Source organism: Cedecea sp. P7760 (assembly GCF_013386425.1).
GTDB classification, from domain to species: domain Bacteria; phylum Pseudomonadota; class Gammaproteobacteria; order Enterobacterales; family Enterobacteriaceae; genus Cedecea; species Cedecea selenatireducens.
The window spans coordinates 1-14,434 of the sequence record NZ_JACARU010000042.1 but is presented as its reverse complement, the minus strand read 5'-3'; the positions used below and the strand labels follow the sequence as shown (position 1 = coordinate 14,434).

General features: G+C 56.4%; 14 protein-coding genes. 1 reads left to right on the top strand and 13 read right to left on the bottom strand.

The features are described from left to right. Nucleotides 1-7 precede the first annotated feature (7 nt). From gstA to ydgT, 11 genes are all read right to left on the bottom strand, one after another. Complete coding sequence (gene gstA / locus HX778_RS14940; RefSeq protein ID WP_038473158.1) at nucleotides 8-610, bottom strand: glutathione transferase GstA; 603 nt, start codon at nucleotides 608-610, stop codon at nucleotides 8-10. Nucleotides 611-719: 109 nt separating this feature from the next. After that, nucleotides 720-2,225: a dipeptide/tripeptide permease DtpA gene (gene dtpA / locus HX778_RS14935; protein WP_038473155.1), complete on the bottom strand. Its 1,506-nt coding sequence runs from the start codon at nucleotides 2,223-2,225 to the stop codon at nucleotides 720-722. 605 nt (nucleotides 2,226-2,830) lie between these two features. Further along, a complete protein-coding gene (gene nth, locus HX778_RS14930) occupies nucleotides 2,831-3,466 on the bottom strand; it encodes an endonuclease III (protein ID WP_038473152.1) in 636 nt (211 codons plus the stop codon). Beyond that, a complete protein-coding gene (locus HX778_RS14925; protein WP_038473150.1) occupies nucleotides 3,466-4,152 on the bottom strand; it encodes an electron transport complex subunit E in 687 nt (228 codons plus the stop codon). The genes nth and HX778_RS14925 overlap by 1 nt, the downstream gene beginning before the upstream one ends. Continuing rightward, a complete protein-coding gene (gene rsxG, locus HX778_RS14920) occupies nucleotides 4,149-4,775 on the bottom strand; it encodes an electron transport complex subunit RsxG (RefSeq protein ID WP_038473147.1) in 627 nt (208 codons plus the stop codon). Before rsxG ends, HX778_RS14925 begins: the two co-directional genes overlap by 4 nt. Nucleotides 4,776-4,784: 9 nt before the next feature. Further along, nucleotides 4,785-5,837, bottom strand: coding sequence for an electron transport complex subunit RsxD (rsxD, locus tag HX778_RS14915; protein ID WP_038473145.1), 1,053 nt, complete (start codon nucleotides 5,835-5,837; stop codon nucleotides 4,785-4,787). Continuing rightward, nucleotides 5,838-7,901, bottom strand: coding sequence for an electron transport complex subunit RsxC (rsxC, locus tag HX778_RS14910; protein ID WP_176982433.1), 2,064 nt, complete (start codon nucleotides 7,899-7,901; stop codon nucleotides 5,838-5,840). After that, nucleotides 7,894-8,472, bottom strand: a complete 579-nt coding sequence (gene rsxB / locus HX778_RS14905; RefSeq protein ID WP_038473139.1) for an electron transport complex subunit RsxB — start codon at nucleotides 8,470-8,472, stop codon at nucleotides 7,894-7,896. The genes rsxC and rsxB overlap by 8 nt, the downstream gene beginning before the upstream one ends. After that, a complete protein-coding gene (rsxA, locus tag HX778_RS14900) occupies nucleotides 8,472-9,053 on the bottom strand; it encodes an electron transport complex subunit RsxA (RefSeq protein ID WP_008456422.1) in 582 nt (193 codons plus the stop codon). Before rsxA ends, rsxB begins: the two co-directional genes overlap by 1 nt. A 77-nt stretch (nucleotides 9,054-9,130) precedes the next feature. Further along, on the bottom strand, nucleotides 9,131-9,571 hold the full coding sequence (locus HX778_RS14895; protein ID WP_038473135.1) for a DUF2569 family protein: 441 nt from the start codon (nucleotides 9,569-9,571) through the stop codon (nucleotides 9,131-9,133). 79 nt (nucleotides 9,572-9,650) lie between these two features. Then, on the bottom strand, nucleotides 9,651-9,884 hold the full coding sequence (ydgT, locus tag HX778_RS14890) for a transcription modulator YdgT (protein WP_038473132.1): 234 nt from the start codon (nucleotides 9,882-9,884) through the stop codon (nucleotides 9,651-9,653). Between the two features lie 330 nt (nucleotides 9,885-10,214). Here ydgT and HX778_RS14885 point away from each other — a divergent pair, with 330 nt between their 5' ends. Next, complete coding sequence (locus tag HX778_RS14885; protein ID WP_038473131.1) at nucleotides 10,215-11,255, top strand: oxidoreductase; 1,041 nt, start codon at nucleotides 10,215-10,217, stop codon at nucleotides 11,253-11,255. Between the two features lie 35 nt (nucleotides 11,256-11,290). Here the strand turns inward: HX778_RS14885 and HX778_RS14880 are convergent, their stop codons facing one another. Both HX778_RS14880 and HX778_RS14875 read right to left on the bottom strand, forming a co-directional pair. Next, on the bottom strand, nucleotides 11,291-13,006 hold the full coding sequence (locus HX778_RS14880; protein WP_176982432.1) for a ShlB/FhaC/HecB family hemolysin secretion/activation protein: 1,716 nt from the start codon (nucleotides 13,004-13,006) through the stop codon (nucleotides 11,291-11,293). Between the two features lie 89 nt (nucleotides 13,007-13,095). Further along, nucleotides 13,096-14,283 (bottom strand): collagen-like triple helix repeat-containing protein, encoded by a 1,188-nt coding sequence (locus HX778_RS14875; RefSeq protein WP_176982431.1) that lies wholly within the window; start codon nucleotides 14,281-14,283, stop codon nucleotides 13,096-13,098. Nucleotides 14,284-14,434 lie beyond the last annotated feature (151 nt).

Genomic DNA, 14,434 nt, shown 5'->3' with positions numbered 1-14,434 from the left:
GGATGACTTAAATCCCTTCGGCGGTCAGCGCCGCAGAAACTGCCGGGCGCGCCTTCATGCGTTCAACATAGGCTTCGATATTCGTCAGGCCAGCCAGATCCAGCTTCAGGCCGTACGCCCAGCGCAGCACGGTGAACAGGTAGGCATCTACCACCGTGAAGCGCGAGCCCATCAGCCACTGTTTGTCCTTCAGCTCTTCGTTCACGTACTGGAATTTCTTCTCCAGCTGTTTGCGAACCACGGCCTTGAACTCTTCTGGCGTAGCCGGGTTGAACAGCGGAGAAAAGCCTTTATGCAGCTCGGTCGCCACATAGTTCAGCCACTCCAGCGTGTGGTAGCGGGTCATGCTGCCCGCCGGTGCCAGCAGCTGGCGGTCGGGAACCTTATCTGCCAGATACTGGACGATAGCCACGCCCTCGGTCAGCAAAGAGCCGTCATCCAGCACCAGCGCAGGCACCTGGCCTTTCGGGTTAATGGCGAGGAAATCGTCACCGTTTTCGGTGCGTTTGGTCGCCAGGTCAACTTTTACCAGTGAAAAGTCCAGACCTGACTCACGCAGGATAATGTGCGGGGAGAGGGAACAGGCACCGGGCTTGAAATACAGTTTCATGACTAACTCCTTTAGGGCGCTAAGATAACCTATGGTAGTGCGGACTCGGTGAAAAAAAAAGCCGCCGGCTGTGAGGCCGGCGGCTAAATTATCATTTTTCCGGGGAAAGTTACGCCGTAGCGGTTTCGTTAGCCTTTTCCGCTTTGTCTTCACTCAGCGTCATGCGGTTCAGCTTAGGCGCTGTCAGCAGCATCAGCACGGCAATCACGCCGGTGACGATACCAATCTGCATGAAGACACGACCGTACACTTCCAGAGACAGCAGCGGGTCGGTAACGTTTTCCGGTACCGCCATCAGGCCAGCAACTTTACCGGCGATGATGGCCGCACCTGCGGTGGTCAGGAACCAGCTACCCATAATGAAGCCCATCAGGCGCTGTGGCACCAGCTGTGCAACCATGGCAAGGCCCAGGCCGGAAATCATCAGCTCACCGATACTCTGCAGCGCGTAGCTCAGAATCAGCCAGTTCACGGAAACCATACCCGCGTCGCTGGCAAACTTCGTGCCGACCGGCAGCACCAGGAAGGCGAAGGAGCACAGCACCATACCGATAGCAAACTTGTGCGGCATAGGCAGGCGGTCACCCATCTTGTTGTAGATTGCGGCCAGAATCGGGCTACCAATCATGATCCAGAACGGGTTCAGCGCCTGGAACTGCTCTGCCTCGAAGGTGATGCCGAGAATTTCATGGCCCACGTTACGAATAGCGAAGAAGTTCAGGGAAGTCGGCATCTGGCTGTACAGCACGAAGAAGACGATAGCTTCAACCATCAGGATGAAGGCCACGATCATCTTGCGGCGAGCTGCGCCTTTCATCGCAAAGGCTTCTTTAGCGAAGATAAGGACGATACCCAGGGCAACAACGCCCAGTACGGCGCGAGCAATGCCCTGGTTGTGCAGCAGCCAGGTAGCAACCGCAACCAGCACCACGACGCCGGCGATGGTCGCCATCAGCTTACCGAAGTGTACCGGCGCGAAGTCAGGTTTGGAGCCGTAGTTCTTCACCCACTTTTTGCAGAAGATGAAGTTCACGAGGGTAATCAGCATACCCACGAAGCTCAGGGAGAACGCGGTGCTCCAGCCGTACTGCGCAGCCAGCCACGGGGTGGCGAGCATAGAGAAGAAGGAACCGATGTTGATGGACATGTAGTACATGGTGAATGCACCGTCCAGACGCGGGTCGTCTTTCTCATAGCAGGTAGAAAGCAGCGAGGAAGGGTTAGCCTTGAACAGGCCGTTACCTACCGCGATGGTGGCCATACCGATATAAACCACGCTTACATCGTGGCCGGAGTAGGCAACAAGGGCGTAACCGATAGCCAGTACCACGGTACCGAGCATGATGACGCGTTTTGTGCCAAGTACTTTGTCACCCAGCCAGCCGCCAATGGCAACCAGGCCATAGACCAGGGCGCTAAAGGAGGAGAACAGCGTGATGGAGTCCGCTTCGGACATGCCCAGCATTTTGACCAGGTAAACGGCCATGATGCCCTGCAGGCCGTAATAGCCGAAACGCTCCCAGAGCTCGATGGAGAAAATCAGGTAGAACGATTTAGGTTGCTTGAACGCGTTAAGACTCACGTTTTCTGCTGGTTCTTTGTTTGCAGTCGACACATATACCTCTTTTTTTACATCCCGCTTTAATAAGGGGCTTGCTCATGCCTTACCGCATTGGTAAGCATTTTTCTTGTTATAAGGAAGGAAAAACGGGAGGTAATGTTCACTATCCAGGGGGCTCAGGCAAGGGGTTTGTAATAATCTGTTACATATAACCATGACAAGATAATACGCCATAAGGTGAATTGTTATTCAGCGTTAAATTTTACCAATTCATTTATTAACGATTTTTTGTCTTTTTTAAAAGCGATTTTTTAACATTGCAGTTATATGTTCTGCTTTTTCGCCTTAAATGCAGTGTTAATAACCATATTATTCAATATGCATGGCCTATTGTATTGCAATAGATCCATTAATCCTAACGATAGCAAGGCCTTAGAGATGTTTTGATTACCTTTTCGCAACCTTGAGTTATCAAAGTGATATAGATCACAAATTTATAGAAATTTCTTATCGCAAAAAAACGATTAACCTGGTGAGCCGATTATAGAGCGCACAATATAAAATCTGCCGGCGGATTTAACGGAATAAAAGCGTGCTTTCGGGGTTTTTAACAGGCAGGGGGGTTATAAAGCGCCCGGCGGTAACGCGAGCGCCTGAGTTCAGACGTCTACTTTCTCTTTGAATTCGCAGAGGTCTTCGATAATGCATGAGCCACAGCGAGGCTTGCGGGCAATGCAGGTGTAGCGCCCGTGAAGGATAAGCCAGTGGTGGCAATCGACCTTAAATTCTGCGGGAACGACCTTAAGCAGTTTTTCCTCTACCTGCTCGACGTTTTTCCCTGCGGCGAACTGGGTGCGGTTACAAACCCGGAAGATATGGGTATCAACGGCAATAGTCGGCCAGCCAAAGGCGGTATTAAGCACCACGTTTGCCGTTTTACGGCCCACGCCGGGCAGGGCTTCCAGCGCCGCTCTGTCTTCCGGCACTTCTCCACCGTGCAGCTCCAACAGCATCCGGCAGGTTTTGATGACGTTTTCCGCTTTGCTGTTAAACAGGCCGATGGTTTTGATGTACTCCTTCACGCCGTCCACGCCAAGCGCCAGCATGGCGGCCGGAGTATTGGCGACAGGGTAAAGCTTTGCCGTCGCTTTATTGACGCTGACGTCGGTGGCCTGAGCGGAGAGCAGAACGGCAATCAGCAGCTCAAAGGGGCTGCTGAAGTTGAGTTCTGTCGTGGGGTGAGGATTGTTATCTCTCAGGCGGGTGAGGATCTCAACGCGCTTGCTGTTGTTCATTAAGCCTTCTCTGCAGTGCCTTCCACGGCGGCGCTTTCACGAGCGCGGCGGGCCTTCATTTTTTCATCAATGAGGTATTTTATCGCCAACAGCATGCCAAGGCCAATAAAGGCGCCCGGCGGTAACATGGCGAGCAGGAAAGGCGTGTCGGTGTGGAAGACTTCAATGCGCAGTACTTTTGCCCAGTTGCCAAGCAGGCCGTCTGCGCCGTCAAACAGCGTGCCGTTGCCAATGATTTCGCGCAGAGAGCCCAGCACGAACATCGCGCTGGTGGCGCCAAGGCCGGTAGCAAAGCCGTCCAGAGCGGCATAAGGCACGCTGGCTTTTGCCGCATAAGCTTCGGCTCGCCCTACGACGATACAGTTGGTCACGATAAGCGGGATAAAGATCCCCAGCGACTGGTAGAGCCCAAACGCGTAGGCGTTAATCAGCATCTGCACGATGCTCACCACCGAGGCGATGATCAGCACATAAACCGGAATACGAATCTCAGCGGGCACCCAGCGACGCAGCGCGGAGATTGTGCCGTTAGTTAGCGTCAGCACCAGCGTTGTGGCAAGCCCAAGGCCCAGGGCATTGGTTGCCGTGGAGGTGACGGCAAGCAGTGGACAAAGGCCCAGCAGCTGAACCAGCGCCGAGTTGTTTTTCCATAGCCCGTTTATCAGGACACGTTTTGTTTCGCTCATTGTTGATCTCCACAGGCAGGCAGTTCGTTGAGCTGCGCTGGCAGGGTCTGTGCGAACATGCCTGCACGCTTAACGGCGTTGACCACCGCGCGCGGGGTAATGGTCGCCCCGGTAAATTGGGTAAACTGACCGCCGTCTTTTTGCACCGCCCAGGCCGGGTCATTGCTGCCCTGAATGCGCTTGTTGGCAAAATGCGTTATCCAGTCGCTCAGACGCAGTTCAATCTTGTCGCCAAGGCCCGGCGTTTCATGGTGCTCGGTGACGCGTGTGCCGAGTATGGTGCCGTTAAAATCAGCGGCAACCAGAATTTGTATAGCACCAGAATAGCCGTCCGGCGCGGTAGCTTCCATGACCACGGCAACCGGCTTATCGCCTTTGCGCGCCACGTAGATGTGCCGTGTGCCCTTGCCGAGAGGGGAGTCCTTTACCCGCAGGCAGCTGTCCTGAATGCGGTTATCGTAAACGTCATCTGAAATCACCTGATCGAACAACATCTTTTGCTGCAGCGCAGACTGCTGCGCGATGGTGGGTTTGGTGAGTTCGTTGACCAGTGCCGTAAGTCCGGTAAACAGGGCGGCAAACAGCGCCAGGGCGATGCCATGCTTTTGCATTGTTTTAAACATAGCGTCTCCTTAGCGATGGCCGTAAGCGCGAGGGCGCGTGTAGTAGTCAATCAGCGGCACGGTGATGTTGCCCAGCAGCACGGCAAACGCCACGCCGTCCGGATAGCCGCCGTAGGTACGAATCAGCCAAACCAGCAGGCCAACCAGCGCCCCAAAAATCAGCCGACCGCGATTGGTGGTCGAGGCGGTGACCGGATCGGTCAGGATAAAGAACGCGCCAAGCATGGTCGCGCCTGAGAACAGGTGCACCATCGGCGACAGGCATTTTTCCGGGGAGATAAGCCAGCCGAGCGTGGCGCAGACGGCTAAAGCAACCAGGAAGCCCGCCGGGATATGCCAGCGAATGGTGCCGCGCCACAGCAGGAACAGGCCGCCGGCCAGATAAGCCAGGTTAACCCACTGCCAGCCGAGACCCGCCAGTGCACCGCCGTAGATTGGCGCGCTCAGCAGTTGCTCAGCGGAGTGGCCCGCATGCAGGCCGGTTTTAAACGTGTCCAGCGGCGTCGCCTGGCTGATGCCGTCTACGCCCATGCGTAGCGTATCCATGGTGCCGCCCGCGGTGGTTGCGCCGTGGAAAATTATTTGCAGGCTGTCTACAAAACCAGGCACGGTGGCGGCGATGGACTGCGGAGGCAGCCACGAAGTCATCTGCACCGGGAAAGCAATGAGCAGCACAACATAGCCAATCATGGCCGGGTTGAACGGGTTATTGCCGAGGCCGCCGTAAAGCTGCTTGGCAATGATGATGGCAAACACCATCCCGAGCACCACCATCCACCACGGTGCGAGAGGGGGAATACTGATCCCCAGCAGCAGGCCGGTCAGCAGCGCAGAGTTATCCCCCAGATAGGTTTGCACCGGTCTTTTGCGCAGGCGTAATACCAGCGCCTCTGCGGCCATCGCGCTGACGATCCCCAGCACAACCTGAATCAGCGTTCCCCAGCCAAACCAGTACCACTGCATCGCAATGCCGGGCAGGGCCGCGAGAGAAACCAGCATCATAATCCGCGCGGTGCTGCGCTGGTTATGGGTGAACGGGGAGCTTGCGATTTTAAAAACCATTTATTCCTCTGGAGACATCTGAGCGGCTTTACGTGCCTGAACGCGGGCAATTGCCGCAGCCACTGCAGCTTTGCGTGGGTCTTGTTCTTCTTGTGGTGCAGGTTGTTCGCTTTCTGCCTTCTGCGCTGCTTTACGAGCTTTAGCGCGAGCGATAGCGGCTTCGACAGCGGCTTTACGCGGATCAACGGTTTCGTGCTCAGCGGCCACCGGCTCGGCGTTTTCAGCATTCTGCGCTGCTTTACGAGCTTTAGCGCGAGCGATAGCGGCTTCGACAGCGGCTTTGCGCGGATCGACGGCTTCCTGCTCAGCGGCCACAGGCTCCGCGCTTTCGGCATTCTGCGCAGCTTTACGAGCTTTAGCGCGAGCGATGGCGGCTTCGACAGCGGCTTTACGCGGGTCCACCTCTGCGCTGACCGTCGATTCTGCCTGTTGTGCTTTCTCCGCCTGGCGAGCACGCGCTTCAGCCTTACGGGCTTCGCGAGCAGCAATTACTTCGCTGTTGTCCGGCACGCTGCCGGCTTGAACGATAATAGGTTCTTCGCTGGCCTGGGCTTTTTTGCTCTTCACGCGGGCAAGGGCAGCCTGAATAGCGTCATTGTCCTTCGCCGTCGGCTGAACTGCCGCATTTTTGTGGCGTTCAAGGCGGGCGGCTTTCTCGCGCTCCAGCCTTTCTTGACGAGCTTCAAAACGAGCTTTGGCTTCAAGAGTGCGTTTTGCTTCCAGTTCTATCTCACGGATCTCGGCTTTTTCCTGACGGAAATACTGCACCAGCGGGATATTACTCGGGCAAACGTAAGCGCAGGCGCCGCATTCGATGCAGTCCGCCAGGTTATGCGCGGTAGCTTTGTCGTGCTGTTGGCCTTTGCTATACCAGTAAAGCTGCTGCGGCAGCAGGTCCGCCGGGCAGGAGTCCGCGCAGGCGCTGCAGCGAATACAGCCTTGTTCTTCTTCCTGCTCGCCCATCTCACTCGGAGAAGGCGCCAGCAGGCAGTTGGTGATTTTTACCACCGGCACGTCCAGCCACGGCAGGGTGAAGCCCATCAGCGGGCCGCCCATAATGACCTTCTGATCCTGGCTCGGGCGGAAGCCTGCAAAAGTCAGCAGGTGGCTTACCGGCGTACCCAGACGCGCCCAGACGTTACCCGGTTGGGTAATAGATTCACCGGTTAAGGTCACAACGCGCTCGGTCAGAGGTTCACCGTCTATCACCGCGCGCTTGATAGCATATGCGGTGCCGACGTTTTGCATCAGAATACCGATGTCGGACGAACGGCCGCCGTGAGGAACCTGCTTGCCGGTCAGAATTTGCGTGAGCTGCTTGGCGCCACCGGACGGATATTTCGTCGGGATCACCCGCAGTTGCATATCGTGGCTGTCTGCCAGCACCGCACGCATCATCGAGATGGCCTGAGGCTTGTTGTCCTCGATGCCGATAAGAATGCGCTGCGGCTTAAGAATATGGGCCAGGATGCGAACGCCTTCGACGATTTGAGCGGCACAATCCTGCATCAGGCGATCGTCGGCGGTGATGTAAGGCTCGCACTCTGCGGCGTTAATAATGAGAGTATTTATTTTGTCGCCGCCGCCCTGCAGTTTACTGCCGGTAGGGAAGCCTGCGCCGCCGAGCCCGGCTACGCCGAACTGGTGAATACGTTCGATAAGCGCTTCACGCGTCTGGCAGCGGTAATCGCTCCAGCCATCTCGCTCTATCCAGCGGTCCTCGCCGTCTGCATCGAGAATAACGCTAAGTTCTGCAAGGGCAGAAGGGTGCGCGGTGGAATGCGGCGCAATATCTTTAACGGTGCCGGAGGTTGGGGCATGCACCGGCAGCATACGCCCGCGACCGCGAGTCAGCGGCTGGCCGCGCAGCACATAATCACCGGGCTTCACGCACAGTTCGCCTTCCGCACCGATATGCTGCTTCAGCGGGATCACGAGCTGGGACGGCAGCGGTACCTGGCGCAAAGGCGTGCCGTTAGACTGGGTCTTCATCTCTGGCGGATGAATGCCGCCGTCAAAGTCCCAAATCCTGTCTTTTTTAAAACGATTGAAGATATTAAGCATGATTGTCCGCCGGGATCATACGCACCGGGATGGTCTGCAAATCCCATTTCCAGCTTTCGGTCGTGGGGCTGACGGGAATCAGTTCGATGCAGCGGGTAGGGCAAGGATCGACACAGAGGTTACAGCCCGTGCACTGGTCGCTAATCACGGTGTGCATGGCGCGGGTCGCGCCGACGATGGCGTCAACGGGGCAGGCCTGAATGCATTTTGTGCAGCCGATGCAGTTCGCTTCGTCAATCACGGCCAGCATTCGCACCGGCTCTGCGGCGGTGGCGTCGCCGTCAATTGGCTGAGGTTCTACGTTCAGGGCGGTAGCAATTTTCAGCATCACGGCTTCGCCGCCGGGCGCGCATAAATTGATTTTCGCTCCCTGATTACCTACGGCTTCCGCATAAGGGCGGCAGCCGGGATAGCCACACTGGCCGCACTGGCTTTGCGGCAGCAGTTCGTCAATGCGGTCGACAATGGGGTCTTCTTCCACTTCGAAGCGGCGAGAGGCATAGCCAAGGATCAGGCCGAACAGCAGCCCCATCAGCGTGACCGAGATAATAGCCATCCACAACGTTGTCATCAGAACTTCACCAGCCCGCTAAAGCCCATAAAGGCGAGGGCCATCAGGCCTGCGGTGACCAGCGCGATAGCGTTACCGCGAAACGGCGCCGGAATATCGGCCACGACCATACGCTCGCGAATAGCGGCAAACAGCACCATCACCAGCGAGAAGCCCAGCGCGGCGGAAAAGCCGTACACCGCAGACTGCAGGAAGTTATGGCCGAGGTTAATATTCAGCAGCGCCACGCCGAGCACGGCGCAGTTGGTGGTAATCAGCGGCAGGAAGATACCCAGCAGGCGATAAAGCGCCGGGCTGGTCTTGCGCACCACCATCTCGGTGAACTGAACGACGACCGCGATAACCAGAATAAAGGCCAGCGTGCGCAGATAAATCAAGTCCAGCGGCACGAGGATAAGTTCGTCAATGATCCAGGCAAAAATAGAGGCGAGCGTCATCACGAAGGTCGTGGCAAGCCCCATCCCGATGGCACTTTCCAGCTTTTTGGAAACCCCCATAAACGGACACAGGCCAAGGAACTTCACTAACACGAAGTTATTGACGAGGACGGTACCAACGAAGAGCAGCAAGTAATCTGACATGATTCGACCTGAAACAAAAAAAGCCGCCTATTATCGACTAATCGGCGGGCGGCGACAACGGGCTATCTATAGGGTTATTACGGGTTAATGAAGGTCTGCTTCACTCGCTTAGAACGCTTCAAATAAGGCACCAGTAATGCGGCGGCGAGCAGGGAAGGCAGCAGCAGCTGTACGGCAACCTTGTCACTGACCGGTGAAAACGCAAAAGATTTAATCGCCAGCAGGACGGTAAGCAGCAGCCAGAGAATATAATGGCGCACTACGTTTTTGCGGCGTTTAAAGAAGGCGATGGTCAGCCAGAGCGTGTAGGCCCACATCGCCATCGCGCAGCCAACGGACAGGCTGAACAACAGCGTTGTTTTGGCGTCCGCGCTGCCCAGAGCCTGACGGGCTTCCGGGGAAAGAATCATCATCAGGAAACTTAGCAGCGCCACGGAGCTGCTGAGCAACGACATCAGCAGCCAGGCCAGCGGGGCAAGCAGCCAGCCAGCAATACGCGGGGGTTGGGTCGTCGTCATGTTTCCTCCCGATTTAAGAATATGGTGAATAAAGCGGGGGGATTATAAGGGATTTTGCCGCTAATGCTACTCGCAGCGGCTATTGAACGTAACGCCAGACCGTTTTAGGCACGCATCCCAGGTCGAAAAGTCTTCCGCCGGAGGCCAGTTCAGCCCTGCGGTGATCCGCCGCCCGGTACATATTCATGATCTCATGGCTGTCCGTGAGGGTGTAATTCAGGTGGTCAAACAGCTTTTCCAGATTTTCCTGAGAGCTGATTTTGCGGAATTTCATCAGGTAATCCAGGGCACTGAGCGGGGATACATTTTCCATAGAGTGTATAAATAATAAATAATGTTCGGGTAAGGGAGAAGCGATGATAAGCGCAAATGAGGCAGCGGCTTAGCGCTATTATTAACCGACGGAATAATTAGGAGTTTTCTTTGCATTTGCCAGGAATATCACGGCAGGGAACACATAAATCCTCCTTGCTTTTAATTTACTAGTTTAAATAAATGCTTTATTTAAAGCCACAATAAATATCAGGCTAATTAGCAATAATGGCGGTCTTTTGCCTGGCAAATACGCAATCCAGAAACTTGCGGTTGTCGCCGGGCGGGGGATAAGGTGAAATGCCGGAGTTCATTACAGAGAGGAAGACAAATGAGTGATACCATCCGCGTCGGGCTTATCGGTTACGGTTATGCCAGTAAGACTTTTCATGCGCCGCTGATTTCCGGTACGCCAGGAATGATCCTCGCAGCAGTATCCAGCAGCGATGCCGAAAAGGTGCACGCTGACTGGCCGGGTATGACGGTCGTTTCCGATCCTCAGCACCTGTTTAAGGACCCCTCTATCGATCTCATTGTCATTCCTACCCCGAATGATACCCACTTTCCGCTAGCCAAAGCGGCGCTTGAAGCCGGGAAGCATGTGGTTGTCGACAAGCCGTTTACCGTGACGCTTTCGCAGGCAAGGGAGCTGGACGCGCTGGCCAAAAAAACAGGCCTGCTGCTCTCCGTGTTCCACAATCGCCGCTGGGATAGCGATTTCCTGACGGTGAAAAATCTGCTGACCGAAGGAACGCTTGGCGAAGTGGCTTATTTTGAATCCCACTTTGACCGCTACCGCCCGCAGGTCCGTAACCGCTGGCGCGAGCAGGCGGGCGTCGGCAGCGGCATCTGGTACGATCTAGGGCCGCACCTGCTGGACCAAGCCATCAACCTGTTTGGGCTTCCCGTCAGCCTGACCGTTGACCTCGCTCAGCTTCGAGCCGGCGCGCAGGCGACCGACTACTTCCATGCCGTGCTGGCTTATCCGCAGCGTCGTGTGGTGTTGCACGGCACGTTGCTGGCGGCGGCGGAAACCGCACGCTATATCGTGCACGGCACTCGCGGCAGCTACATTAAGTACGGCCTCGATCCGCAGGAGGATCGCCTGAAGGCCGGAGAGCGTCTGCCACAGGAGGACTGGGGCTACGACATGCGCGACGGCGTGCTGACGCTGGCGCAGGGCGAACTTATGGACGAGCAAACGCTGCTGACGGTTCCCGGCAACTATCCGGCTTACTACGCGGGCATCCGCGATGCGCTCACCGGCAAAGGGGAAAACCCTGTCCCGGCGGCCCAGGCGATTCAGGTCATGGAGCTAATTGAACTGGGCATGGAGTCCGCGAAAAAGCGCGCGACGCTTAACCTTGCCTGAAAATAACCCTCACCGTAGAGGTGAGGGTTTTATCTTTAACGCAGATTATTAAAGTTGTAGGTAAAGGTCAGGCTAAAGCGAACGTCCCGGCGGCTGCTGTCGCTGGGTAAATCCGCCAGCGGCCTGGCCGCCTCAACGGACACGGAGTAGTGGCGGCTGTCGCCCACCATTACCCCGGTGGCGATAGAAGCCAGACGCTGGTGGCGGAAACCTCGCTGATTGAACCAGGTCTGGGCGGTGTCGGCGACGACATAAGGCTGCACCGTGTTAATCCAGACGCCCTTATCGAGGTTGTGGAGATAGCGCATTTCAATCTGCCCGCCGTAGCCATAATCCCCGCTTGCCTCACCGTCAGGGTAGCCCCGGCCATAACGCTGGGCGCCAAAGCTAACCCGCTCGGCTTCGGGCAAATTATTATTAGACCAGTCCCCCTCAAGCGAGGTGCTTAATTTCCAGCGTTCGGCCACCATCCATGCCGCATCGGTATTCGCCTTCCAGCGGGTGAAGTTAAGATTGGTATTAGAACCCTGGGTCACGCTTGCCCCCAGGGAGTCAATACCTTTGCGCAGGGTCAGACGCGCGCTCCAGTTAGCTTTCTCGTATTCGCGGTAGCCCCAGGCCGAAAACTCTGCTGCCGGGTAGCGTGCACGCTGGGTGACGGTAGGCAAATCAATTGTGTTGCCGAAGCCGCTGGCGCGCAGCGCATAATCGTCGCGCTTATCGACATAATCCAGCCCGCCGCTGACCGAAAATTGCTTCTTGCGCTCAAGCAGCAGCGGGTAGCTGAAGGCTATCCCCCCGGTGTACTGGGTGGTTTTTTCCTTTGCATCGATAGAAATGTTCTGCGGCAGATAAAGCAGCGGGGTGTAATCGCGTGGATCTTCGCGATAGAAGCTGCCTTTTAGCTGCATGAGTAACCCGTTATCGGTGAGATATTGCTGATAGTTGGCGCCAAAGTAGGTTTTTTTGGTGCCGCTATCCAACGGAACAAGCGTGGCAAGCCCCAACTGATCGCCGTGGCTGGTGAGGTTGCTGAGCGTGCCGTTAATCAGCGCCAGATTTGAACCTTTACGGGTATCTATCGTGGAGGAGATATCCCAGATATGAGGCTGCGTGGCGTCAACTTTCATATCGGCCGCGCCATAAATGTTATCTGGCAACGCGACGTTAGCCTCGACTTTGGTGGCCGGCGTGCGCTGCATTAGCAGGCTGTAGCGATCGAACGTCGCCTGGCTGAGCGGCTTTTCGTTCATCATTAAAGCCGACAGGCGGCTTAAGCGCTCGCTGGTACTGGCGTTGTCGCTGTTGATATTGCTGTGCGCGATGTATCCCTCAACCAGCACAATACGCACCGTGCCATCGTGGAAGTTATCGCTCGGCAGGTAAGCGTAGGAAAGCGGCAGGCCGTCCTGCTGATAGCGTTGGGTAATGCCGTTGGTTAATGCCACCAGCTGCGACAGCGGCACTGTTTTACCTACCAGCGGCATAAACGGCTGAACCAGCGAGTCAAGCTTGTAGCGAGTACCGCCAATAAATTGCAGATGTTTCACCGTAATTGGCGTCTGTGGAGTGAGCTGTGGCACCGGCAGGGCGGTTTTCACCTCGGGCTGCTTTTGTTGAGCAACCGGGACGGCAAGCGAGCGAGCGGCTTTAGCAGGGTTATTAGGGTCGATTAGCGTGGGGGACATATCAGCGTAGCTGATACTCAGAGTTGCTCCGTACAGCAGCAGTATACCCAGACGATTGTCCATAGTGAGCTCCCTTAACTGCGCAGCGAAGAAATTGCTGTGAAAAAAGTGCTCCCGCCGTTAACGCGGGAGCACGTGTGCCCTGGAAAGCACTATTTAGTTTTCAGAAGGCCGCCGACCGCGCCGGTAATCCCGGCCTGCTGGCCTGAACTTGTGTTGCTCCCTGTCGCGCTGGCGCTAACGTTGGTGGTTAACGAAGAGGTCAGGCCGTTAACGGTGGTGCCGAGGTTAGTCACCAGACCATTACCGCCGATCCCGAGCGAACCGGATGCGCCCGCCGAAACGGAGCCTGAGCTACCGCTGCCGCCGGTTTGCACCGGTTTCACCAATGCGCCGCTATCCGTGACTGCCTGTCCGGTGTTTTGCACCACCTGACCCAGGCCGCCGAGAGAAGGGTTACTGCCGCTGATGTTACTCCCCAGTCCGCTCACTGTACCGCCAGCGGAAGTCAGCAGGTTGCTCACCGGCGTGCCTAAACCGGTTGCGCCGCCAACGGCCTGAGTCGCTTTCTGGGTGTCGGCGAGCGTGGTGTTAACCAGACCCGTCGCGCCGGTTGTCAAATTAGAAACACCTGGACTCTGCACCGTTTGGGTAAGGGCGTTGCCCGCGCCGGTGACAACCTGTCCTGTGGTATTAACCAGCCCGCCTGCCGCGCCGGTCAATCCACCCGCTGGCGTATTGGCGGTTGAGCTTGCCAGGTTTGATCCTATTGCGGAAACCGTGGTACCAAGGCCTGACACGGCGGTGGTAGAACCCGTCAGCGTAGTGCCCAGTCCGTTAGGGTTGTTCGCATTGCCAAGTCCGTTGGCTACGCCATTACCGACGGTTGAAATTGCGGTTCCCGTGCCGCCGACGGCCACGGCAACCGTTGAGGTTACTGGATTATTAACCGGTAGCTGAGACGCTACGCCGCTGACCGTGCTGCCTACGCCGCCTACTGCACCGCCCACGTCTTTGACGACGTTATTCCCGGCGCTGTTAGAAACGGTTGTGCCGCCGCCAGTTCCTCCGCCGCCGGTACCGCCACCGCCAGTACCGCCGCCAGAGCCCCCACCGCCAGTTCCGGTTCCTCCACCGGAGCCTGAACCGCCACCGTTACCGCCAGAACCAGAACCGCCACCGCCGTTGTTTGCAGTGTCGGTGCCAGTGGTACCGGCAGACCCGGCCGTTTTCGCCGTATTGTGCGAACTGCCGCCGCCGCCGCTACAGGCGGACAGGGAGAATGCGAGAAGTACCGCCATCGCAATTGCGCTGAGGCGGCCAATGTTATTTGAGCGCATAGCAATACTCCACTATTAGCACGCCGGACGGCGTATTAATAAGTGTATGGCGTATTTGAATCGCTGCCACATCACTGGTCATTTAATATGAATTTAAATTTCCAAATGAGAGTTTCGTCTTATTTTTATGCTTTGCTGGCTAATATTAAAA

Coding starts and splice junctions, on each gene's coding strand:
- rsxG (WP_038473147.1), bottom strand. CDS start 4,775: ATGTTTAAAACAATGCAAAAGCATGGCATCGCCCTGGCGCTGTTTGCC.
- rsxA (WP_008456422.1), bottom strand. CDS start 9,053: ATGTCAGATTACTTGCTGCTCTTCGTTGGTACCGTCCTCGTCAATAAC.
- ydgT (WP_038473132.1), bottom strand. CDS start 9,884: ATGGAAAATGTATCCCCGCTCAGTGCCCTGGATTACCTGATGAAATTC.
- HX778_RS14925 (WP_038473150.1), bottom strand. CDS start 4,152: ATGAGCGAAACAAAACGTGTCCTGATAAACGGGCTATGGAAAAACAAC.
- HX778_RS14875 (WP_176982431.1), bottom strand. CDS start 14,283: ATGCGCTCAAATAACATTGGCCGCCTCAGCGCAATTGCGATGGCGGTA.
- HX778_RS14895 (WP_038473135.1), bottom strand. CDS start 9,571: ATGACGACGACCCAACCCCCGCGTATTGCTGGCTGGCTGCTTGCCCCG.
- nth (WP_038473152.1), bottom strand. CDS start 3,466: ATGAACAACAGCAAGCGCGTTGAGATCCTCACCCGCCTGAGAGATAAC.
- rsxD (WP_038473145.1), bottom strand. CDS start 5,837: ATGGTTTTTAAAATCGCAAGCTCCCCGTTCACCCATAACCAGCGCAGC.
- gstA (WP_038473158.1), bottom strand. CDS start 610: ATGAAACTGTATTTCAAGCCCGGTGCCTGTTCCCTCTCCCCGCACATT.
- HX778_RS14885 (WP_038473131.1), top strand. CDS start 10,215: ATGAGTGATACCATCCGCGTCGGGCTTATCGGTTACGGTTATGCCAGT.
- HX778_RS14880 (WP_176982432.1), bottom strand. CDS start 13,006: ATGGACAATCGTCTGGGTATACTGCTGCTGTACGGAGCAACTCTGAGT.
- rsxB (WP_038473139.1), bottom strand. CDS start 8,472: ATGACAACGTTGTGGATGGCTATTATCTCGGTCACGCTGATGGGGCTG.
- rsxC (WP_176982433.1), bottom strand. CDS start 7,901: ATGCTTAATATCTTCAATCGTTTTAAAAAAGACAGGATTTGGGACTTT.